This is a genomic window from Serratia sp. CY82433 (assembly GCF_052166535.1).
GTDB classification, from domain to species: Bacteria; Pseudomonadota; Gammaproteobacteria; order Enterobacterales; family Enterobacteriaceae; genus Serratia; species Serratia sarumanii.
The window spans coordinates 342,692-362,904 of the sequence record NZ_JBJNOR010000003.1 but is presented as its reverse complement, the minus strand read 5'-3'; the positions used below and the strand labels follow the sequence as shown (position 1 = coordinate 362,904).

Below are 20,213 nucleotides of genomic sequence, written 5' to 3'. Positions count from 1 at the left end.
CTTATAAGAAGCGGGAACACCGTCAGGGAACGGAGAGTGCTAAAATTTGCGCAATGATTGCATGATTCGTTGCGGGGTTCAAGCAAGAATCGCCTTGATTGAACGCTCGTTGATTAAATCATAATGCATTGTTATTTAATTAAAAAATAAGAATACACGCTCTTACTGGCAGTATAAATACACGTTTTATATGCATATTTATTGAAAGGCGATATCCCCCCGCCCCCCATCCCGCCGGGTTCGCTGCCTGAAAATAGAGCAACCGATCGGCTTTGTGACAGAAAGCGATTGACGCCATCCGGCCAATACGGTTTAATGCGCCCCGTTGCCCGGATAGCTCAGTCGGTAGAGCAGGGGATTGAAAATCCCCGTGTCCTTGGTTCGATTCCGAGTCCGGGCACCATATTCAGAAGAACCCGCCTATGGCGGGTTTTTCGCTTTCTGGGGTACGGACTCTCCATCGAACTGCGTTCGATTATTCGGCCTGAAGGCCTCACCCTGCGGGCCAGCGCTAAAGCGCTGTTCAACGCGGCGCCAGCGCCGGTTGTCCGAGTCCGGTCGCCCTATTCAGAAGAACCCGCCTATGGCGGGTTTTTCGCTTTCTGGGGTCGGACTCTCCATCGAACTGCGTTCGATTATTTGTCAGGTACGCCATGCGTTAAGCGATAGTGATCAGGGTCGGTTACAGCCAGGCAATCATCAATGGCAGAAAGGTTGTTGTGCAGCATACCAGCCTGGGCTCGTATCAGGCGGAAAACACTCTGGTTAGCCTATTCTGTTGGTTAATCAGCAAGTGGCCGTCGGCGAGGAAATGCCTTTCCAGGTGTGAATGAGCAATACCCCGGCGCTTCTTACCGATACCCAAGATGAATAAGCCGGCTTGGTCGTTTATTAAAATTTAACTCGCTATCTCCTACCATAAAATTTTATGACGGCTAATAATCAGCCGTTTTTTCCTGACTAATTTAATATGCATATAAAAAGACAACAGGCTAAATAAAAATAGTATTGCTGCAGAAAGCAAAAAAAACACTTAAGTTCCTTTTGTTAGAAAAAGAAAGCTCTAAAACTGCTAAAATAGTAAGCCATCATTTTCAAAAAAAGATTAGTCATCTTGCGATATTAACCAATACATAAATTCTCGGTGGCGATTCAGCATCAGTTTTTTCATCACCGACCGTTTATGGCTATGTACCGTTTTTACACTGACGCCGATCTCCCTGGCCGTTTGCGATTGATCCATCCCTCTTCGAAGGTGACTGATCACCTGACATTCGCGATACGTAAACGGATGAGACACCAATGGACGTATCACTCCATGACAATTAGCAAAAAGATTCGTCAGCAACGCGCTGAGCGCCTCTCTTCCCCATGTGCGCAACAGCACAAGCGATCGGTCTTCATGGATGCCGGACTTTCGCTCCTTGATCGCCACAATATGCGACGCAGCGCCATAACGCCATAAAACCCGCCAATACTGGATACGCAGCGCCGATGAGACAAAAACGATATCGGGATGTTCTTCATCATCTGAGGTTAGAAAGCGCACGCGTTTCGCGTACTCCTGCGCATATTCCTCAATAATTAGCCGCAGGCCAACGGCAAAATAGCCGTTCTCATCATCAATAAGAACTTTTATTGAGCTCATTCTCTCCCCTTTTAAATCTCATACGCTTTTATATAAAAGATGAGTATCCAAAACCTCTATTAATATAAAATCGGCCCTTCCCTAAGGGGGAAGTCAAGGTACGCTGAACACTAACGTTGCAGAACCGGAAAATGGCCCCGTATTTATCTCATTAAAAGGAACGTTCTTTTTTATCGGTACGAAGGTCAACGTGTCACTGCCCATACCGTTCACAATTTTTGAATTAAAAATTTCATTGGGCTTTATGACCTTACCTTTATACAGCATGGCAATGCCAATGTTCGCATTTGAAGTTTGAATTGCCTCAGAGGAAAATCCACTTGTATTGCCGACTAAACGAACCGCGATATCCTGACTGGCATTAGAGCCTTCGCAATAATAATCGAGATTCTGATTCTGCTTAATCACTGCACTGTCCACGCTAGTGGTGAAGTTGTCCTGGCTGATCGGCCCAAAATCGACATTTATCTGTTTGGCTTTATTGATGGTGCAGCTAGTCGTAGCAAAGTAGGCGTCATTATCAGCAACCACATCCCATATATAGGGGCCACACAGGGGGCAGCCCGGCTGATTGTTACTTTGTTCCATATAAAACCGCACTAATACATCACCTTTCTGTATAAAAACATCCTGCGAAGGGTTCTTACCCACCTTAATATATAATCCAATGGGAACCTGGTAATACGGAGACCATCGTCCGCCGCCCATAGCAAGCACCGGTTTATCTAAATCAAGCCGATTTCCTGGTATATCATAATAACTAGACGCTAATTTCACACCAACAGTAAAAGGGGATAACTCAGGCTTTACAACAAGCACTGTTTTCAGCCTCATTTCATCCCACCAATCCTCACTCCAGCTCTCATTTTTACAAGAAATTTGACTGAGACTGGATAGCTCATTTTTCCCATTAACCAAGTTAGGACCAATTTTGACTCTGAGCGGAACTGGCGTATTGGAACCACCCTGCGGAATCACTCCACCATCACTGCTTTTACAGGTGAAGGCTTGCGCCTCACTTACCAATAAAAAGAGCAGTGCGCTCAATAACACATAAGGGGAATAAGTTTTACACATGAAGTCATTTCTCAGTAATTATTCACAATAAGTAAAATAAAACCGACTGCCTTTTACGGTCTCTAAAGATAATCCGCCAACAACGTCGCCGTAACGCTGAATTCGCCCGATGGCAATTCTGCCCCTGCTCTTTTAACCGGCACCGCCTGCAACATCGGCGGGCTGTCAATTGCAATATCGATGCGCTTATTTAATTCAAGCGGTTGACCATTCTGCAATATACGGAGCGCCAAATCCGGAATGTTGGTTTGCAGAGCCGCCGTATCAAAGCCGCTGACTGGCCCGAAAAGCGTCAATCCCAACGCCATCCCGCCACCGCCCTGCTCACAGGTAATGCGGTAGTTGATCAATTGCAGGTAATTTTTACCATCCACTTTACTCACCCCTACCCGATCGCCAAAATCAACTTCAACGGTTTGCCCATTGTTGATCGTGCAAGGCGGTGGGGCATTCAGCGTGCCGTAAAAGACCATATCCGCGGTGGCTGCAGCCTGAGCCGCGCCGGTTTGCATCAATGCCAAGAGAGCCAACGCGCTCAGGCGTTTCGCTCTTATCGCTTTCCAATACGGACACATCGCTGGGCTCCTTGAAGAAAATATGTTTTGCGCCTCAATCCGGTCGCTACTGATAATCCACCAGCATGGTCGCCGTAGCGTAAAACGAGCCGCCGGACAGCTTCGCATCGTGACGTTTAACCGGCACAGCCTGCAGCAACGGCGTCTCGGGATAAATAAACTTAAACCAGCTATTAGGCGCCACAGGTTTGCCGTTGACGCGTAGCTCGACAGCCAAGTCAGGCATCGTGGTCGTTCGCAACGCATGCTGGTTGAAATCAGAGACATCGCCCTGCAGCTGCATGCGAAGCGCATTCGGGCTGTTACTATGACACTCCAGCGTATAATCCAACGATTTCAGGTAATTACTGCCATCGATACGAGTAGTGACTAGATCGTTGCCAAAATGAGTGACTATTGCCCGTGTACCGTTAATTGAGCAAGGCATCGGCGCAGTCACGGTGCCGCTGAAAGAGATGGCGGTATCCGCCCAAGAGGCGCCGGCGGGTATAACCGACAATGCCAAAAACAGCCATGCCGCCACCCGGAGTTTTCCTCTCACACTTGCCATTTATTTCGCTCCGTCAGTCATAATTCAGCCTGAAATCTATCGTTGCGGCATAAGCACCGGCCCTTAATGGCGCCGGGGTTCGTTCCGGCGCCACCTTATACGTAAGTACATTGTTCCCCTGCTCAAGCAATAGCGGGGCGCCGCGTTCACCCAATCGGGCATCACGCCCCGCGGCATCCGTTACCCGCAGCCCGATGCCTGAAACGCCCACCAATTTGACCAACTGCGGATTATCCGCATCCGCAGGAGCACTGAAACCGATAGTGACCGCCGGTTGATAAGGCGCCCAGCTCAAAGAGCCGGTGCGTTCATCTCTGGTGCCGGCGCCTACGCTGCGTAGGCAATCGCGTAACCTCAAGGAAAATGCCACCGGTTCACCACGATCACCGGCCCGCCGCAGCTGCGCGGTGCCGATATCGCCCAAACGAATGTCTTGCCTGGCACTGTCCATCTCCAGCCGACAGGCGCTTTCCGTCAAAGCCCCTCTCACATGCAGCACGCCGTCGGCGCCGTAGGTATCGAGATCGTTTGCCGCTTGCGCTGCAGGCATAAGCCACAGCGTTGTCATAATAATGAGTGGCACCATCAGCGCCAGCCCGCCCAATACGGCGTAATAGCAGAGTTCGTAAGCAACATATGAATATGAGCGATGCACTCTCGCTTTTTCCCTTGTCATATCATCCCCTCCTGAGTAACTGTCGCAGCCCGCCTTCACTCATATTCCAGACCGAAAGTGGTGACGGCTGAGAATGCGCCAAGACTGATTTTCTTTTGCGCTATCGCCTCCCCCTCCGCCTGGATGTAAACCTGCAGTTGCAAACTGTTGGTGCCGTTAACCAGCGCATAGCCTTGACCTGGCTTGTTCAATACGACGGGTTTCCCCTCCGCCGTCGCTATCCCTAAGGCGATGCCGCTGGCCTGGCTGCCGCCATCCAAAGCCAGCAGGCCGGGCAAGGCGGCGCTTTCAGTACCGCTAAACGTGAGCTTTACCGTTTTTCCCACGCTGACGTCGCAATCCTGTAAGGTCAGGCTAAACGGCTTTGCCGGTGTGCGACTGTGCATGTAGAGGTATTTGTCAATAACCGGATCCAACTCCAATTGAATATCTTCATCGCCCATTCGCAACGTACATGGCTCCGTAACCAACGCTCCGTGCAATAACATGTTGTCCGTCGTAGCGACTGAACAATACGAACTCATGCTCGCGCTCAGGGCGAGCGTCAGGCGCAATAACAGGCTTTTCATCTGCCCCCCTAGGCTTTGAACACTGGTACTGACGTCAACCAATCGCCATCTCGTCATTAAGACGATTTTTTCTCCGGCGCCACCGAGCAAGTCCCGCCGCGACAGTTAAACGCCAATTGCGGACGGCCGCCGTAGTCGTTGATGTAGGTCAGCACCGGGCTACCGCCTACGCTGGAGGCGCTCACCGTCAACGGTATCTGCCCCTTCGGCGGCACCATAAACGGTTCAAAATTATGCGGGCCGGCCGCACCTTTGCCCCTGGCCGCATCGACGATAGTGACGTAATACGGCGTCGGGTTATTGACGATGTACTTGTCGCCCTGTTTGGTCAGCGTCAGCTGCTCCTGCCACGGCGCGGCATTGCGTTCCGGCGCGATCGCCGCCGGGCGGTAGAACAGCTTGATGCGCGTCTGCAGCGCAATCTGCAGCGAGTTCGGCTTGTTGCTCTTCGGCGGGATCTCGCGCAGGTTGAAGTAGTACAGCGTCTCCCTGTCCTGCGGCAGCATCTTCGCCGCCGGCAACGCCTGGATCTTCACCTGGCTCGGCTTGCCCGGCTCGATGCGCTGCACCGGCGGCAGCACCGTCAGTGGGCTCTGGATCTTGTTGCCCTGCGCATCTTCCAGCCAGCCCTGCGCCAGGTACGGCAGCTGCTTGTTCTGGTTGCTGACGCTCAGGCTCACCGACTGCACGCTGCCATCAAACACCACCCGGGTGCGATCCAGCGCGATGGCGGCATTCGCCGCAGGGGCCAAAGCCCCCGCCAGCAGCGAAGTGGTAGCCAGCAGGCCGATAACGTGACGTTTGCTCATCATAAAAACTCCTAAATTCAGTGTTCGTTGCCGCCGTCGCCCGCGCTCAGCGCCCGACACGGCAGCAGTAAATTGGTGGTCAACATCTCCGCCGGCAGCGGCGTCGGCATCTGCACCTCGCACTGCCCCGCCCCGCCCCAGCGCACCGTCATGCGCTCGCCGGCGTTGATGCCGCTCAGGTAAACGCTGCCGCCGTCGTTGACGATACCGGTCTCCTGCTTGCGGGCGTTCAGCACCGTGGCGCCGAACGGCGGCTCGCTGCCGTCCGCCAGCCTGATCACCGCCATCGCCTTCTCCCCGGCGATCACCGCGAACTTGCGGTAACCAATAGCCCCTTCCGTCAGCGTCGCCTGCACCACCGATTTGGTGGCCTCGGCGTTATCCCCCAGCTTGTCGAGATCGATGCTGGCCTTGTTGCGGTAGTAACTGTTGACGTCCGTCACTACCGCCTTACCCCAGCGATTGGTCGCCGCGGCGCTGCCATAGCCGCGCACCGGCACCCCGCTCACGCCTTCGGTATCCAACAGCAGCCGGGTGCTGCCCGGTATGTTGCTACGGTGCAACGCACCGCCTTCGGCGGTCAGCGTCATGCCCCCCTGTGCCGACAGGCCGATCGCGCTATACCTGTCCTGCTGATAGCTGGCGTTGGCGCTAACGCGCGCCATATCGCTATCGCGGGTGTAATAGCCGCTCAAATTCGCGCCGCTGCGCGAGCCGCCGGCGCTGAGCTGGTAGTTGCTGCGCTCGTCGAGGCGATCGTAATAGCTCACCCGATGGGTGTTGTCGCCGCGGTTAAGCGTGGCGTTATAGCTGACGCTGGCGCCATTGCCCCACGGCACCGACAGCGACAAATAGGCGCCGTCGTCGTTACGCTCGTTGTAGCGGTTGCGGTAAGCCGTTAGCGACAGACTCAGGCTTCTGAACCGGCCAATATCGAAATAACGCGACATCGTCAGGTTGTAACGATCGTTAGCCGGCCGATCCCAATAGGTCTGGTGGTTATAGTTTAAGTACGCGCTCAGCCCCAGCTCGCGCAGTTGCTGGCTATAGCTGATGGTGTACATCTCCTTGCTGTTGCCGAACCGTCGCCCGAACTGACGAGCGTCCAGAAACTCACTCATGCTCATAAAGCTCTGCTCCGAGAAACGGTAGCCGGCGAAAGTGACCTGGCTGTCCAGCTCGTCGAAACTCTTCGAGTAACTGAGCCGGTATGATCCGCCGCTCAGCGTCTCACGGTCGTAGGGCAATCTGGCGCGCGACTGGGTGATATCGAATGACATCGCGCCCAATAGCATCAGATCGCGGCCGATGCCCAGCGCCGCAGCATTGTAATCCCCGCCCAGCAGTGCACCGCCGTACAGCGACCAACCGTTGCTCACCCCCCAGGAAAACTCGCCGGTGCCGAACAACGGCCCTCGATAACGGTGATTCATATCGGAGGGTTTGCCCAAAGCCAGCTTATAGCGCACTGACCCGGGACGAGTCAGATACGGGATGCTGGCGGTGTTCATCGTGAACTCTTGTACGCTGCCATCCTGTTCTTCCACCCGCACATTCAATTCACCAGACACCGCATCATCAATATCCTGAATGCGGAACGGCCCCGCCGCGACCGTGGTTTCGTACAGTACCCGTCCTTGCTGACTGATGATTACCTTGGCGTTGCTTTTCGCCACGCCCACCACCTCCGGCGCATAGCCGCGCAGGTTGGGCGGCAACATACTGTCGTCGGAACGCAGGCTCACGCCGCCGAAGCGGAAACTGTCGAACAGCCCGGAATCGAGATAATCTTCACCGGCGGTCAATTTCGAACGCAGCGCTGACAAAGCCCGATAAGCGTAGTAACGGCTCCATTCCAACCGTTTTTCCGCGCCCTGCCCGGCCCCGCTTTGCTGGCTGATGCTCGCTTGCCAGTCGGCCCGCAGCCGCCAGGCCCCCATGTTGGTGCCCGCCGTGCCGTTGCCGCTGGCATTGTATGACCGCGTACCGCCCTTTAACTGACGTTGCGCCTGCGCATTAAGGTTGTAATCGAGCAGCACTCCCGGTATGCCTTCGTCCCAGCGAGATGGCGGCTCCCAATCCTCCGAGATATAGTCCAGATAAGCCTGTGGGATGCTGAGATACAGCGACGACGACGCCAGATCGCCCCGCACCTCCATGCCCTTCAGGCTGGTTTCATTCAGACACTCTCCCTGGTGCCACCAGGTCAGTTCCTTCTGCATCGCCTCTTTCAGCCCCAGCTGTGCCACCAGCGCCCGGTTTACACAGGCGCGGCTACCGTTGGGATCATCCTCAGGGACATAAAAAGGCACCTGTTGCTCAGGAAGATCGCTTTTATTCACATGCACCGTCATGCCGTAAGTCCCCGGCATAATGTAACCGCCGCGCGTAAACTGGCTCAGATCGATGTTTTTGCGATCGTTTATATCCAATACGTCGGTATTGAATTGGATTTCCTCCACGGCTCCAGCATTGGTCACCAGGCTGCCCAATGCCAGCGCTATCCAGACGCTCAGAATGGGTAAACGAAACGGCTTTCCTGCAGACAAAAACATCATATTCAAACCCTTTACTATAAACGTCCCTGAAATAGCCGGCCGACTCAGTAATAATCCATTTTGAATCTCACCGAAGTAAAATACTCACCCGATCTAAATGGCTGCCTGTTAGTCATTAACTTCATGACATAATCCAATCGACCATTTTTAAATGAATTATTACTTAGCGGCAGAGGTATTCCCGGCCTGACGATATTGCCATCCACATCGCTGATAGCCAGTGCCACACCCGACGCCTTCCCCCCCACACCAAACATCTGCCCGTCAACATTGCCGTCAAAAGTTATCTGAAACTGTCTCCATTCAGATATTGAGTTACTCCCCAGCGCTGAAATACAATTCACCAGATGGATACTGAAGGGGGTTTCTTTTCCTTGGCCACCCGGATAAATATCCGAAAATGACGTAACATCCAGATCAAAAACTTGTTCACGGCTCTCTGTAGCAATGGCACAAGCAGCATCATTAATGGCGCCCTGCATGTTTATCCGCCCCTGAAAAAGAGGGGAAGATATAGCTGTTCCCTCAACGCTTAGCACTCCCAAAAACAGGAGAACTCTTTTCACACCTTTTAAACCAAGTTTCATTACCATTCCCTTTTGAAATAACGTTTATTTATAAATGGCATGCGAGTTCCCCCGCATGCCGATAATCACGCGTATTTCACCGGGTAATAGATTACTGATATGCCAGAGTGAAATCGGCTACGGCTTGGAATTCCCCAGGAACGATGACCGAATCAGAAGCCGAGCTGCCCTGCAGATAAGCAGCAAAGCTCAGTTTGTTACGGCCATTTTGCAGTTCAATCGCATTGGAAGCTTTGCCCAGTTCGATCAGGTTCTTGTTAGCATCGGTAATAGCAATACCTGCGCCTTTCGCCTCACCGGTAATAGCCAGCAGTTTTTTGTCGGTTTCCGAAGCGGTACCGTTGAACGTCAGCGTAACGGTGTTATTTTTCCCTGGCGCTTCCGTTTTCAGATCGCAGCCTTCCAGCTGAATATGAAAATCGCGCGGGGTCGATGCCTTGCTACCGTTTTTCAGCGCCACGTTGGAGATGGCGCCCAGCTCAACGGTCTGATCGATTGACTCAGGCGCGATGGAACATGGCGCATCGATAATGGAACCGCTGAAGGTCACAGTACCACTGCCCTGATTAGCAGCATGAGCCAGAGAAGAAACACCAAACGCCATAACGGCAGCCAGCATGATTTTATTCAGTTTCATATAACCAATTATCCTTAATCGTATTAATACATAAGGTATTTTCTTAACAATGAGTAATGTGTATCAACGGCCTGGCCTGATGTTTTAAAAAACCAAGCTGCCTTTTCACGCGGCTATTACTGATGTAGTGGATAACCATGGTTAATAGGTCAGCCACATACTATTCAAGGAATAAACCAATTACTCTCCTGTTTTTCCCAACCGATGAAATCCTCCATCGCCGGGGTGAAGCCACTTTAGCGCCCCTGCCGCAATCTTGAAATATTATTTCATCAAACACGATAAATACGAGATTAAAACCCAATAAACACCATTAAATTACACATAGAATCTAAAAATGACATCTTTTAGTTCAATAATTAGATCTCCATAAAAAATTCATTATGGATAAATTATCACTTAGTGACAGATATCAATATTATTGGAAAACACAGAGAATCAGGGTTATTGAAAAATATAACCTCTCAGCGCAAAATCCCTTCCCGAAACAAAAAATGAGAGGATTCCTATGATTTTCATTATAAACGGAAGGGTTAAGTTCAATGAATACGAAGGAACCCTGGAGAGCGTCAATGCCCCGCACAATATGCAGCCGCTAGCGGCCGCGGCTTGCCGTTTGCTTTCTATTTTCGTCAGGAACAATGAAATGTTGATTAAGCGTCAACAATTACTTGAAGAGGTCTGGGAAGAACGAGGACTAAAAGGAACAAACAGCAACTTGAATAACTATATCTCACTGTTGCGTCGCCATCTGGCGCAACTTGGCGAGACGGAGTTGATAATCACTTACCCCCGGCAAGGCTTTAAGTTCGTTGCAAAAAAAATTAGCCGACACGCCACTGCCGAACCGGAAAAAGAACAAAACATAATGGAGGAAACCGCTGTTCCCACGCAACCGCCGGGGCAAGCCGCCCCCAGAGGGCGTGGTAGCGGAAAATTATTATCGGCCTGGCGGCAGTTTCAGAGTTGGAATAAATGGGTTAATCTCATCCTATTCATCAGCATCGCTGCATTGATCATGGCCAGCCATCAGTACTCCGTGCGTAACAACCTATTCAGCGGCACTCAGTTCGCGGGTTGCCAAATATACAACATGGGGTGGGATTACCCAGAGAAGGAAACGGTAACCGACATGGTAAAGGCCTATGTCAATTGCCAGAAAAAGACTAAAGTTTATTACTACAACAAAATCACGCAGGATAACAGGCAGTTTGAAGAGAAAATGCTCGTATCCTGCCGAGAAAACGCAGGCCGCCAACCTTGCGAAGTGGTTTATATTCCATAATTGAGTAACGTTTTTCACTACCAGTGATACAAAAACAGCAAGATGTCCGTTCACGGACACGTTCAACCTGCCGTTATTTGCTATACACGCCATCACCAACCACATCCCATAATCGTCTCATTATGGGATGTTCCCATCATTTTCTGGTTACGGAACATAGCAGCTCAGGCTGCCTGCCGTAGTACATAATAAAATTGTCATCATTCAATTTGACAATTTTTAAAACATAGTAATGTTTTTCCTCACCCAACAGAAAGGTCTGCGCATCGGAGTAGGTGAAGTTATCCATGGGTTGAAGGATTTTCTTCTCTATGGCGACATAGTAGTACCCACGATGATAGTGATACTTCGTTTCGAGCACGCGGGCTATCACCTGCTTCTTTCCATCCCGATAGGCTAAACCGTTAAGCGTAATGGTCGCGCGGCGCCATCCCGAACGCACGATGTTCACGTACAAACCGCTGGTTACCGTCCCATTCGGCGTCATGCGCGTCGTCGATAAAGACGCATTGCACTCAGGGAAATCTCGCGAGGCGGTCAATAAATAAATCAATATAACAATAACAAGGGCAATAGCAGCAGATAATGCCAGGTAGAAAGCGCGGCGCGAGCTAACCTTCATTGATCACCTCAAACTCATCTTCACAGTGCGCATCCATATTCTTAACGCGGTGTTTCGGGCAATACGAGATGAAATCAATCAGCTTTTTGTAGTTCGTATAATGGTATGTCAATCGAGAGTAATAAACCGTTGCCGGTACATCACAATCAAAACCACGGCTTTTGAGCCTTTCCAGGGCGTCGGCAATATACCGCTCGTCGATCCGCTCGCTGGCGTTCAGCGTCTCCACGCGGCAAGATTTGTAGCTGGCGATCTGGGTCTGATAAGCGGTGTCGTAACGTTCGGTGAAAAAGTAAACGCCCGCCAATACCAACGCAATCCCGATAAACAGCAGCGTTACCTTAGGTAAAATGGCATCGCAACGGCGCCGGACGGGTAAAGGCGCGGCAGGAACGCTTTCGTCCTGCGTCATATTGTCCGCCACGGAATGAATGCTGGCGGCGGTAAACATAAATCCCTGCCTCGGCACGGTAACCAGAATTTCGCTCTCTCCCAAGCCGGCAAATGTACGGCGCAGGCTGGCGATATAGTTGTTCAGGTTACTGTTCGAGGCCGTTTTGCCATGATCGTCCCAGACGGTGGAAAAAATAAAGTCCCGGCTAATCAAGATGCCGTTATTTTTTACCAACAGCGCGAGCAGACGATTGGCTATCGTGGTGAGCGTCACCGGTTCGAGGTTCTCCTCCGCCAACGCCAGCGTCGAGTTATCCTCATCGAAGATAATTCGGTTATTGATTAAGAACCTCATAATCGCTCTCTTAGACCTACTCCTGGCGCGGATTATAGCTGAAACATAAGAATCTTCCTATCACACGAACAATTAACCGCCGCGCGGTTAGACAAGTCTTTCTCACAACGTAACCGCGTCGAGCGTGACGGCCAGCCTCTCTGACCTTCCGCCGGCATTGAGCCGGTGTCCACTAAACAAACAGCGCATTTTGCATGCAGTATGAGCAATCTTTGCTCAGCCGATCAGTGCCCGCAGGGAGGGAATGCTTAGGATTCAGGAGGGGTACAGCGAAGGAAGAGGCTCACTGCAGCAGGAAAAACCCCTGCTCACTGGCTCGCCACACCATTACAAGTAATACTTCAACACATTGAATTATATGACAAAAAACAAATCACAACAGGCTGATTTCATAATTTCACTTTTAATTTCATATTTTCAAAACGCCCTCTGCTTCTAATATCATGTTATTTCACCTTCCCAGGACGCATTTTAGGGCTATTCTAGGCAACGAATACTTGATCCCAGAGACATAAGACGAACGCAGACCAGCGTCGACACGAGAACAACTGATGAAAACCCAACGGCTTTTCTTTTCCCTGGGTTGGCGTTTTTATGGAATGATAAATAAGACTTTATCGGATTTATACCTAAACGAGTTAATTATAAACATACGCAAGCTTTCATTGGGACTTTCATGGAAAGAAATACGCCCGTAGCCTTTACCTGATGTGCTACCGAATTCTAAACGGGCATTTAAATAATGCGGTATTTTTTGGCCCGCACACCTTTTAATTACATTTAATTCGTGAAGCTTACTTATAAGAAAAAGGCAGCCTGGTTGCTATAAGCCGCCCTTCTGCAGCCGTATTTCTGGGTATTATTCTCATTATACTGGAGCTTATTAATGAATCAGCGTTTGGATATCATCGGTATTGGCCTTGGCCCGTCGAATCTTAGCCTGGCGGCCTTAGGGAGTGAAATAGAGGGATTTACGGGGCAATTCCTGGAACGCAAACCCCATTTCTCCTGGCACCCAGGGATGATCCTGGCGGATTGCAGCATGCAGACCAACTTTTTAAAAGACCTGGTGAGCGCGGTTGCCCCAACCAACCGGTACAGCTTTCTCAACTATCTGGTAAAAAACAGGAAGTTCTACCGTTTCCTGACCACGGAACAGCGCACCGCATCGCGTGAAGAGTTTGCCGATTACCTCTCCTGGGCCGCCGGCGGCATGCGCTCATTAGCATTTAATCAAGACGTTCAACGGGTCGAGTTTGACGATCGGCAGCGTCAGTTTGTGGTGACCACCTCGAATAAGGTCTTCCACGCCAGGCACGTCAGCATTGGGATTGGCAAGAAAATAAAGTTGCCTGATTGCGTGACGGTGCAAAGCGATCGCTGTTTCCATGCCAGCGAAATGATGCTGCGTAATCCCGATCTGACAGGCAAACGCGTGGCGATCGTCGGCGGCGGCCAGAGCGGCGCCGACCTGTTCCTGAATATTTTTAAAGGGGAATGGGGGCAACCGGAACAGCTCGACTGGATATCGCGCCGCAACAATTACAACGCGCTCGATGAAGCGGCCTTTGCCAACGAATATTTCACGCCCGATTACGTCGAGAGCTTTTACTCGCTGGATAGCGTGGCCAAGCGGCATATGCTGGCCGAACAGAAGATGACCTCAGACGGCATCACCAGTGAGTCGCTGCTGGCGATTTATCGCGCCATGTACCACCGCTTCGACGTCCTGCGCGAGAAATTATGGGTGCGCCTGCTGCCCAGCCGTTCGCTGACGGCCGTGAAACACACGCTGGATAACGCCTACCAACTCGAAACGCGCCATCATCTCGATCACGGCGAAGAAGCCTTCAAGGCGGACGTGGTGATCTTTGCCACCGGTTACCAATCGGCAACGCCAGAGTTCCTTGAGCCTTTGGCCCACCGTTTGCTGACCACTGCGGATGGCGAATACCGCATCACCCCCGACTTTACCTTTGAGTGGGAAGGCCCTGCGGAGAACTGCTTATTCGCCATGAACGCCAGTATGCATCATCACGGCATTGCCGATCCGCAGTTGAGCCTGATGGCGTGGCGATCGGCCCGTATTCTTAATCGCGCTTTAGAACAACAGCCGTTTGATCTGAGTACAACGCCGAGTGCAATTCAATGGCGAAGTGAAGGTGTCTCTCCCACGTTTTAATCGCGAGCACGCCTTAATCATTATCACAGCGCTATGATGGAATGACGTATATGAAAAGACAAATTATTAAATTTATTATAAAGCAGCTGGCCGTATTGGCCCCCGAATTCAAGGCCAGATTGCTCTACAAAAAAGCGTTTGGCAAACCGTTAAACTTGCAGACGCCGTCCACCTGGAATGAAAAGATCAATCACCTGAAGTTGAATGGCTATAGTCACAATGCGTTGGTAAAGCAATGCGCAGATAAATATGCGGTGAGAGAGTACATCAAAGAAAAGGGGTGCGAAGAGATCCTGAATGAATTGTACTTTGCCTGCGATTCAGTAAACGATATTCCGTGGGACACGTTGCCGGACAAATTTGTGATCAAAGGGAATCACGGTTCCGGGTATAACCTGATTTGCCAGAATAAAAAATTGCTGAATATCACGAGCGCCAAAAAATTGATCGACGGCTGGATGAAAGACGATTATTGGAAAACCTATGTAGAACTCAACTACAAAGGGATACAAAAAAAGATCATTGGCGAGAAGTATATCGAATCGGCCAATGGTCACGGGCCTGAAGACTATAAGATCTATTGCTTCCGCGGCGTGCCTTACTGCACCTTACTGTGTGTCGGCAGGGATACCGGGTCGCCGAAGTATTACTTCTTTGACAAAGATTTCAAGTTTCTGTGCTACAGCGATGACTGCCTGGCATTGAGCCAGGAAGAAATAGACGCCTTCGTGAAGCCAGAAGGCTACGATGAGCTGTTTGAGTACGCCTCACGCTTGTCGGCGCCCTTCGAGTTTGTTCGCGTTGATTTCTACATCTCGCAAGGCCGAATCATTTTTGGCGAGCTGACCTTTACCCCTTCCGCCGGGCTGGATACGGATATCCTGCCGCCGACCGATGTTTTGCTTGGCGAGATGCTGACGCTGCAACAGCACTGATTTTCACCTGGCCCCACGGTGAAGATCGGCAATACCTGCCGGCATGTTCGCGGCCTGCCGGCCGGTATTGCCCTGAGGGTTATCGGGCCGCCGATCTCGCCGGTTCATGCCGCCGTTACAGCAAAACCCCTGCCGGCAATCCCTGGCAACCCACGCCCGCCCCAAGAACAATACCTCAGCCAGACCACATAACCATTTGAAAAATAATGGCATTAAACGATTAATAAGAATCACTTACATATTTATAATAAAATGTTCTATATGTATAGGAAGCTATAATATAAGATACCGGAAAGTTTCCCTGGTGTTGTTGTGTGTCTTTGCCCTATTTTATAGGGCTTTTTTTGCTCAAAATCGTTGATAACCGTGTGTTTTCATCCGCCCTCGCCGTTTCTCCTCCAATAAAAATCATAACCATTTCTAATTAATGCTAATCCTTCTTATTCCTGACTTACCAATAATAACAATGAGTTGCTATTAGCCCGGCAAAGCAACTGGCGGCGCGCTTCCGGGTTTCGCGGCCGGAATGTCCACCCTAAAGGTAGGTTTTTGCCTGACGCGAACGGATGCTACTATCGGCCTTTTTCGAGGATGTTGATCCGCATGTTCTTGCCCAACCGGCATTTTATCTCCGCGCTTCTGGCGCTCGCCATCGGCCTTTGGCTGCCGGGCTCCGTGCTGGCCAGGCCCGATTTGGAACGCAAGATCGGCACTACCGTAGCCGATAGCGATTCTACGGATTATCGTTTCAGCGATCTGCGCTTCACCTCCGCCGATGGCCAACGGCATTACCGTGTTCGCATCGCCCAGCCGCGTCGGGCGCCTGCGCCTGACGGCTATCCAACGGTTTATTTCCTCGACGGCAATGCGGTGCTGATGGAGTTGAACGCCGCCTTACTGGCCAAATTGGCAGCGGCGAAGCGGCCGCCGGTGCTGGTGATGATCGGTTATGACAACGATCTGCGCATCGATGCCGCCGGCCGCGCCTACGACTATACGCTCCCTCTGCCGGCAGGCATGAAGAAAGCGCCGCGGGCCGGCGGGGGCGCGGATGCGTTCCTGCAATTGATTGAAACTCGGATCAAACCGGCGATCGCCGCCAAAATGGCGGTCGATCCGCAGCGGCAAACGCTGTGGGGCCACTCCTACGGCGGGCTTTTCGTTCTGCACACGCTGTTCACCCATCCCGCCGCCTTCCAGCGCTACATCGCCGTGGAACCCTCGCTGTGGTGGGGTAACGGCATGATCCTGCAAGAAGCGCAGCAGATGACGGAACGACGTGCGGTGCCGGCGACAAGGCTGCAACTGTGGATTGGCCTGGCGGAACGCGATCGCGCGGCTCCGCCCGGCGTGAAGAGCCCCACTCTGCCGGCGGATGCAACGCATTTGCTGGCCGAACAGCTGGCGCAGCTCGGCGGTCTCACCGTCGGCTATCGGGAGTGGCCCGCCTTAGGGCACGGCGCCATGCTGGGCGCGGCCATCGAGCCGGCGCTGAGCAGCGTCATCGCAGAGGACTGAATCCGCGTCTCAGAAGGTATCGGCCACATTTTCATCTGCGGCGCATATCTTCTGATGAGAAGAGTGTTTACTATCTGAGACGGTGAAGGGTGGTCGCGGATGGGGGCGTCAAAAAACAAAGTGGCTCCCCCGTCGGCAAGTGAGCTTGCTCTATCCGGTGGAGCCATACAGTACTGCAGTTTTCCCGGTGGGGCCCTGGTGAGGCGCAAGTAGGAATAGATGGTGTTGGCAGGGCATTTCAGCGTTTTAATACCGCCTGTTTCACTATTTTCTTCTCCCTGTGACGCCTACTATAAGCGCCCGCTCACCGGGTGGAAAAGGGTGAAAACCACCCTTGAAATACATTAATTAAAGTGATATTAGAAGCGGTTGGAGCGAAAGCGCCTAGTTCGGTTTTGAATAATTAAATCAGGGAATTATATTAAAAATGAATATTAATATCACCGACAAACCCAACCCGCAGGATGAAGAGTTCGTTATCGACAGCCTTTGGGCGCACAATCACAAAACCCAGCCCGTAGACATTCACCCGCTGTTCCTGACCGTCACCGACGACAACCAGCAGATCGTCGGCGGCCTGGTCGCGCGCACCTGGTGGGGCGGCCTGGAAGTGCAGTATCTGTGGGTCGGCGATCAATGCCGCAAAAGCGGATACGGCCGCCAATTGATGGAGCTGGCCGAAGAAGAAGCCCGCAAGCGCGGTTGCCATATGGCCTATGTCGATACCTTCGATTTCCAGGCCAGAGGCTTCTACGAAAAACTGGGCTACCGGGTCTACGGGGAGCTGGGCGACTATGCGCATCGCCACACCCGCCATTACCTGGCTAAAAGCCTGTAACGCAGCCTGAGCGGCACAGAGGTGGGTATGGGTTCATCGCATAAAGATAATGAATCTTATTTTAAGGGCCTCATCACCATGATGGAGCACCTGAGCGAACCCTGGGGCATCAAAGATCAGCTGTCCCGCCACCTCTATATGAACCGCGCCGCTTATCTCTATACCAATACGCCGCTGAATTTCGACGTCGCCGGTAAATATGACCACGAATTCCCCGCCGACTGGGCCGACTCCGCCGCCGACTTTATCGAGCATGACAAGATGACCGAAGCGGCGCGCGATCGGGTCACGGTCATAGAAACGCACTACTGGTACGGCAAAGACAGCCTGACGCCGTTTATCAGCGAAAAGCTGCCGGTGTACAACGATGACAAACAGGTGATTGGCGTGATCTGGAACGCCAAGCCGATGAACAGCCTGTCGCCGCTGAAATACATCAATCAGCAAAAACCCAGCGTGTTGACCACCGAAGTCAATAACGAGCTGTTCACCCGTGCCGAACTCGATGTCATTTTCCTTATGCTGCAACGATTTACGGTGAAAGAGATCGCCAAAATCTATAACGTCAGCAATAAGACCATCGAAAACCGCATTTATAACATTTACCAGAAGGCCAACGTGCATACTCAGCAGCAATTTGAGGAATACTGCAAATACGCCAATCTGGATAACTACATTCCCGATCGCCTGATAACCAAAGGCATTCAGTTTATTTGAACCGCAAGGAAGATCTCACCGTGATAAAGATCGAAGATTATCCGCTCACCCGGGTGCCGCAGGATAAACGAGTTTCGTTTTTAAGCGTGGCCATCGTACATATGGGCATGTTGACCGCGCTGGACCAGTTCATGCTCGGCGCCGTACTCGGCAACTCCATGACGCTGATTGACGCCTTCACCGCCATTTTCGTCGGCAGCCTGATCTTCGGCGTGGTGACCTACGGCCTGGGGCTGGCGGGCATGCGCGAAGGCATTTCCGGCAGCCTGCTGGCGCGCTGGTGCGGCTTCGGCCGTCTGGGCTCGGTGCTGATCGGCGTGGTGGTGGCCGTCAGCCTGCTGGGTTGGTTCGGCATTCAGAACGCCATTTTCGCCAAGTCGCTCGACTTCGCGCTCGGCAATAAGCTGGGCTTCGGCCTGGCCGCCGGGCTCTCGGGCACGCTGTTAACCATCCTGGTGGCATTCGGCTTCAAGGCGCTGCGCATCGCCGCCCGTATCGCGGTGCCGATGTTCATCATGCTGGTGGCCTATATTTCGGTGACCGCGCTTTCCGGCCATAACCTGCAGGAGATCATCCAGCTGGCGCCGCCGGGTGAACCGCTGACCATCAGCGCCGGCATCACCATCGTCGTCGGCGGCGCCATCGTGGCCAGCCTGATGACCCCCGATCTGACCCGTTACTCCAAAAACGGCAAGCACGTGCTCGGCGTCACGCTCTTCACCATCATCGCCGGCGAGTTCGTGGTGAACGGACTGGCGATCCTGATCGCCAAAACCCTGGGCACCGCCGATGTGGTCACCATCATGTCACAAGCGGCCGGCGGCGCCGGTTTGCTGGTGGTGGTGTTCTCCACCCTGCGCGTCAACGATCTCAACCTGTACTCTTCTTCGCTGGGCATCGTCAACGCGGTGGAAGGCATCACCGGCAAAAAGCTGAAGTACACCTACACCACGTTGGTGATCGGCATTCTTGGCACCACGCTGTCGGTGCTGGGCATTCTTGACCGCTTTGTCGACTTCCTGACGGTGCTTGGCGTGGTCTTCCCGCCGATTATCGGCATCATGCTGGTGGACTATTACCTGCTGCGCAGCCACCGCAAGATCCTGGACGAGAGCCGCCGTACCGGCCAGCTGCCGAGCGAAACGCCGACCATCGGCTGGGCGGCGATCGTCGCCAGCATCGTCGGCGGCGCCGTTGGCCTGGCGACCGAATGGGGCGTGCCGACCATCAACTCTCTGGTGGCCGCCAGCCTGCTGTATTGGGTGCTCAAACTGGCCTTCAGCCGGGCGCAAAAACCGCTGGCCTCACAGAAATCGCTCTGATTTTCGCGCACGCGTTAATGCACTCCTCCGGTAACGGGGGAGTGTTTGATGCTCGAAAAGGGAGATTCAGTGCAAAAGAATAGGCCGATCGCGCAGACAAACGGCCGTGGTAGTTAGGGTCCCTGGTGTCGGTAGCAAGCTATCCATTATGCTCAGAGTGTGGCAACGCCCCCTCTGGGCTTTTTATTATAAAAATTGTTGGCTTCCGTGTTTGATCATAAAGAAAAACTTCAGCTTGCATGAACAGTAGCCCATGAAATCGGTTTTGGTCAACATAAAAGTAAACATAAAACCGGCTTTTGTGTTCACTTTTCCATAAGCAAAACCTAATCAATTGATTTACACGGCTTTATCTTTCGC

Annotated in this window: 19 protein-coding genes and 1 tRNA gene; 8 read left to right on the top strand and 12 right to left on the bottom strand. The window is 52.2% G+C overall.

All coding sequences use genetic code 11. The features are described from left to right. Window positions 1-327 precede the first annotated feature (327 nt). A tRNA-Phe gene (locus tag ACJ8PI_RS17990) sits at window positions 328-403 on the top strand. A gap of 702 nt (window positions 404-1,105) precedes the next feature. On the opposite strand, the gene ACJ8PI_RS17985 is transcribed toward ACJ8PI_RS17990, so the two are convergent. The 10 genes from ACJ8PI_RS17985 to ACJ8PI_RS17940 form a co-directional block, all read right to left on the bottom strand. Beyond that, window positions 1,106-1,648: a helix-turn-helix transcriptional regulator gene (locus ACJ8PI_RS17985; RefSeq protein WP_041036684.1), complete on the bottom strand. Its 543-nt coding sequence runs from the start codon at window positions 1,646-1,648 to the stop codon at window positions 1,106-1,108. Between the two features lie 93 nt (window positions 1,649-1,741). Beyond that, window positions 1,742-2,725 (bottom strand): fimbrial protein, encoded by a 984-nt coding sequence (locus ACJ8PI_RS17980; RefSeq protein WP_239509790.1) that lies wholly within the window; start codon window positions 2,723-2,725, stop codon window positions 1,742-1,744. Window positions 2,726-2,787: 62 nt separating this feature from the next. Then, window positions 2,788-3,300 carry a fimbrial protein gene (locus ACJ8PI_RS17975; RefSeq protein WP_041036686.1) on the bottom strand — a complete coding sequence of 171 codons (513 nt, stop codon included), beginning with the start codon at window positions 3,298-3,300 and terminating at the stop codon, window positions 2,788-2,790. A gap of 46 nt (window positions 3,301-3,346) precedes the next feature. Beyond that, window positions 3,347-3,850, bottom strand: a complete 504-nt coding sequence (locus ACJ8PI_RS17970; RefSeq protein ID WP_070099209.1) for a fimbrial protein — start codon at window positions 3,848-3,850, stop codon at window positions 3,347-3,349. 13 nt (window positions 3,851-3,863) lie between these two features. Beyond that, the gene (locus ACJ8PI_RS17965) at window positions 3,864-4,526 is read right to left on the bottom strand and encodes a fimbrial protein (protein ID WP_041036688.1); all 663 of its coding nucleotides are present in this window, start codon (window positions 4,524-4,526) and stop codon (window positions 3,864-3,866) included. Window positions 4,527-4,561: 35 nt separating this feature from the next. After that, window positions 4,562-5,095, bottom strand: coding sequence for a fimbrial protein (locus ACJ8PI_RS17960; RefSeq protein WP_077791485.1), 534 nt, complete (start codon window positions 5,093-5,095; stop codon window positions 4,562-4,564). Window positions 5,096-5,151: 56 nt separating this feature from the next. Continuing rightward, window positions 5,152-5,907 carry a fimbria/pilus periplasmic chaperone gene (locus ACJ8PI_RS17955; protein ID WP_154232823.1) on the bottom strand — a complete coding sequence of 252 codons (756 nt, stop codon included), beginning with the start codon at window positions 5,905-5,907 and terminating at the stop codon, window positions 5,152-5,154. Between the two features lie 14 nt (window positions 5,908-5,921). Then, window positions 5,922-8,462 carry an outer membrane usher protein gene (locus ACJ8PI_RS17950; RefSeq protein WP_041036690.1) on the bottom strand — a complete coding sequence of 847 codons (2,541 nt, stop codon included), beginning with the start codon at window positions 8,460-8,462 and terminating at the stop codon, window positions 5,922-5,924. 44 nt (window positions 8,463-8,506) lie between these two features. Continuing rightward, window positions 8,507-9,049, bottom strand: coding sequence for a fimbrial protein (locus tag ACJ8PI_RS17945; RefSeq protein WP_223479952.1), 543 nt, complete (start codon window positions 9,047-9,049; stop codon window positions 8,507-8,509). Between the two features lie 91 nt (window positions 9,050-9,140). Beyond that, a complete protein-coding gene (locus ACJ8PI_RS17940; protein WP_041036694.1) occupies window positions 9,141-9,686 on the bottom strand; it encodes a fimbrial protein in 546 nt (181 codons plus the stop codon). A 508-nt stretch (window positions 9,687-10,194) separates the two neighbouring features. Between ACJ8PI_RS17940 and ACJ8PI_RS17935 the strand changes: the two genes are divergently transcribed. Then, on the top strand, window positions 10,195-10,971 hold the full coding sequence (locus tag ACJ8PI_RS17935; RefSeq protein ID WP_049235435.1) for a transcriptional regulator: 777 nt from the start codon (window positions 10,195-10,197) through the stop codon (window positions 10,969-10,971). Between the two features lie 136 nt (window positions 10,972-11,107). On the opposite strand, the gene ACJ8PI_RS17930 is transcribed toward ACJ8PI_RS17935, so the two are convergent. Then, the gene (locus ACJ8PI_RS17930; RefSeq protein WP_164134651.1) at window positions 11,108-11,593 is read right to left on the bottom strand and encodes a hypothetical protein; all 486 of its coding nucleotides are present in this window, start codon (window positions 11,591-11,593) and stop codon (window positions 11,108-11,110) included. Continuing rightward, window positions 11,583-12,341: a winged helix-turn-helix domain-containing protein gene (locus ACJ8PI_RS17925; protein WP_033636029.1), complete on the bottom strand. Its 759-nt coding sequence runs from the start codon at window positions 12,339-12,341 to the stop codon at window positions 11,583-11,585. The genes ACJ8PI_RS17930 and ACJ8PI_RS17925 overlap by 11 nt, the downstream gene beginning before the upstream one ends. A gap of 886 nt (window positions 12,342-13,227) precedes the next feature. Here ACJ8PI_RS17925 and ACJ8PI_RS17920 point away from each other — a divergent pair. From ACJ8PI_RS17920 to ACJ8PI_RS17895, 6 genes are all read left to right on the top strand, one after another. After that, complete coding sequence (locus tag ACJ8PI_RS17920) at window positions 13,228-14,523, top strand: lysine N(6)-hydroxylase/L-ornithine N(5)-oxygenase family protein (RefSeq protein WP_164098149.1); 1,296 nt, start codon at window positions 13,228-13,230, stop codon at window positions 14,521-14,523. A gap of 50 nt (window positions 14,524-14,573) precedes the next feature. Beyond that, entirely contained in the window at window positions 14,574-15,458 is an 885-nt protein-coding gene (locus ACJ8PI_RS17915; protein ID WP_060426977.1) for an ATP-grasp fold amidoligase family protein, read from the top strand. Window positions 15,459-16,061: 603 nt separating this feature from the next. Further along, a complete protein-coding gene (locus ACJ8PI_RS17910; RefSeq protein WP_164134652.1) occupies window positions 16,062-16,976 on the top strand; it encodes an alpha/beta hydrolase in 915 nt (304 codons plus the stop codon). 427 nt (window positions 16,977-17,403) lie between these two features. Continuing rightward, window positions 17,404-17,814, top strand: a complete 411-nt coding sequence (locus ACJ8PI_RS17905) for a GNAT family N-acetyltransferase (RefSeq protein WP_004937348.1) — start codon at window positions 17,404-17,406, stop codon at window positions 17,812-17,814. Between the two features lie 27 nt (window positions 17,815-17,841). Then, window positions 17,842-18,531, top strand: a complete 690-nt coding sequence (locus ACJ8PI_RS17900; protein ID WP_060422946.1) for a helix-turn-helix transcriptional regulator — start codon at window positions 17,842-17,844, stop codon at window positions 18,529-18,531. Window positions 18,532-18,551: 20 nt separating this feature from the next. Further along, on the top strand, window positions 18,552-19,853 hold the full coding sequence (locus ACJ8PI_RS17895) for a cytosine permease (protein WP_033649111.1): 1,302 nt from the start codon (window positions 18,552-18,554) through the stop codon (window positions 19,851-19,853). Window positions 19,854-20,213: the final 360 nt, after the last annotated feature.

Coding starts and splice junctions, on each gene's coding strand:
- ACJ8PI_RS17980 (WP_239509790.1), bottom strand. CDS start 2,725: ATGTGTAAAACTTATTCCCCTTATGTGTTATTGAGCGCACTGCTCTTT.
- ACJ8PI_RS17940 (WP_041036694.1), bottom strand. CDS start 9,686: ATGAAACTGAATAAAATCATGCTGGCTGCCGTTATGGCGTTTGGTGTT.
- ACJ8PI_RS17920 (WP_164098149.1), top strand. CDS start 13,228: ATGAATCAGCGTTTGGATATCATCGGTATTGGCCTTGGCCCGTCGAAT.
- ACJ8PI_RS17945 (WP_223479952.1), bottom strand. CDS start 9,049: ATGAAACTTGGTTTAAAAGGTGTGAAAAGAGTTCTCCTGTTTTTGGGA.
- ACJ8PI_RS17910 (WP_164134652.1), top strand. CDS start 16,062: ATGTTCTTGCCCAACCGGCATTTTATCTCCGCGCTTCTGGCGCTCGCC.
- ACJ8PI_RS17960 (WP_077791485.1), bottom strand. CDS start 5,095: ATGAAAAGCCTGTTATTGCGCCTGACGCTCGCCCTGAGCGCGAGCATG.
- ACJ8PI_RS17955 (WP_154232823.1), bottom strand. CDS start 5,907: ATGATGAGCAAACGTCACGTTATCGGCCTGCTGGCTACCACTTCGCTG.
- ACJ8PI_RS17930 (WP_164134651.1), bottom strand. CDS start 11,593: ATGAAGGTTAGCTCGCGCCGCGCTTTCTACCTGGCATTATCTGCTGCT.
- ACJ8PI_RS17900 (WP_060422946.1), top strand. CDS start 17,842: ATGGGTTCATCGCATAAAGATAATGAATCTTATTTTAAGGGCCTCATC.
- ACJ8PI_RS17950 (WP_041036690.1), bottom strand. CDS start 8,462: ATGATGTTTTTGTCTGCAGGAAAGCCGTTTCGTTTACCCATTCTGAGC.
- ACJ8PI_RS17915 (WP_060426977.1), top strand. CDS start 14,574: ATGAAAAGACAAATTATTAAATTTATTATAAAGCAGCTGGCCGTATTG.
- ACJ8PI_RS17970 (WP_070099209.1), bottom strand. CDS start 3,850: ATGGCAAGTGTGAGAGGAAAACTCCGGGTGGCGGCATGGCTGTTTTTG.
- ACJ8PI_RS17965 (WP_041036688.1), bottom strand. CDS start 4,526: ATGACAAGGGAAAAAGCGAGAGTGCATCGCTCATATTCATATGTTGCT.
- ACJ8PI_RS17975 (WP_041036686.1), bottom strand. CDS start 3,300: ATGTGTCCGTATTGGAAAGCGATAAGAGCGAAACGCCTGAGCGCGTTG.
- ACJ8PI_RS17935 (WP_049235435.1), top strand. CDS start 10,195: ATGATTTTCATTATAAACGGAAGGGTTAAGTTCAATGAATACGAAGGA.
- ACJ8PI_RS17985 (WP_041036684.1), bottom strand. CDS start 1,648: ATGAGCTCAATAAAAGTTCTTATTGATGATGAGAACGGCTATTTTGCC.
- ACJ8PI_RS17905 (WP_004937348.1), top strand. CDS start 17,404: ATGAATATTAATATCACCGACAAACCCAACCCGCAGGATGAAGAGTTC.
- ACJ8PI_RS17925 (WP_033636029.1), bottom strand. CDS start 12,341: ATGAGGTTCTTAATCAATAACCGAATTATCTTCGATGAGGATAACTCG.